The 1127-nt window shown below is 65.5% G+C and carries 2 protein-coding genes; both read right to left on the bottom strand.

From position 1 onward, the window contains the following. A partial coding sequence (locus tag ACXJL8_RS41690) for a fatty acid desaturase family protein (RefSeq protein ID WP_456687106.1) occupies positions 1-810 on the bottom strand: 810 nt, incomplete at its 3' end. A gap of 3 nt (positions 811-813) precedes the next feature. Further along, positions 814-1127 (bottom strand): TetR/AcrR family transcriptional regulator C-terminal domain-containing protein (locus tag ACXJL8_RS41685; protein WP_456687105.1); only part of this gene is annotated, 314 nt, incomplete at its 5' end.

Raw genomic sequence — 1127 nt, 5'->3', positions numbered from 1 at the left:
GAACAGCAGATGATGCTCGAGGTGATAGTTCACGTAATACGGCGCGATGAACAGGCGCTCGAGAAAATTGGCATGCGTCGTGCGGGTATTGCGCAGGGGATCGTGGCTATCGGGGACGACGGCGTGTTCGGCGATGTTGCGGATGCGGGTTATGACCATCATCCAGGTCAGCAACGGCACCAGCCATAGCAGCGGATAGGCCCACCACACACCGGCCGCCGCGAGCGCTGCCAACATGATGGCGTTGAAGACGCATTGCGGACCGAGCTTCTCCCAGAAATGCGCGGCACGCTGCCGCCACGGCCAGTCCTTCGGACCGAAAGCATTGAGCAGTTGCGCCTTGCGCTGCTGGTAGCCGGTCTGCCCGGTGATGTCGCGAATGAACTTGCGGCGGTAGCTCAGCTTGGTGATCGGAAACGGCGCCGACAGCACGAGGTCGGGATCATCCTCCTGCTGGGTGCGCGCATGATGCTGCAAGTGATAGCGGCGATAGGCGCGTGTCTCCGCGAAGATCGGATAGGCGCAGAACCACTGGCTCAGCATCAGGTTGGTCTTCTCGTCGGCCGACAGGCACCCATGCGCGCCATCATGCATGAGGATCGCAAGCCCGAGCTGGCGCGAGCCGACGATGCCGACCGCGAGCAGATAAGTCAGCGGATTGGGCCACCACGCGACCAGCGCGATCGCGCCGATGATCAGCGCCCAGGCATGCGCGATCAACGCGGCGCCTTTCCAGGTGACGCGCCGGCGCACGTCGACGAGCTGGTCCTCGGTCAGGAAATCGCGGGCACGCATGCGAAGTGCGGTCATGGCCTAACTCTCCCGATCCGAAGTGGTTGATGGGTCGCGGTCGTCGACGAGGCGCAGGCGCGCGGCGTCGCCCGCGGATTTCGCCTGCTCGCCGAGCACGCGGAGCATCTCGGCGCGGAGCTCGTCAGGCGAACGGCCCATGGCATAGCCTTCGAGGATGACGCCGATTGCGACGGCCCAGAACCTGCGTGRACTCTCGTCGGGTGCGCGCAGGGAGCGCCAGCCGTGGCGCGCGACCTGGCTCGCATAGGCGCGTGCTCCCTCTGCGTGCAGGCGTTCGATGGTGCGCTCGACCAGCGGCGCCAGATCCTGGCGCC

The organism is Bradyrhizobium sp. P5_C11_2, assembly GCF_054049755.1.
Note: the sequence above shows the minus strand (reverse complement) of the source record. Positions and strands in the feature narration are given on the sequence as shown.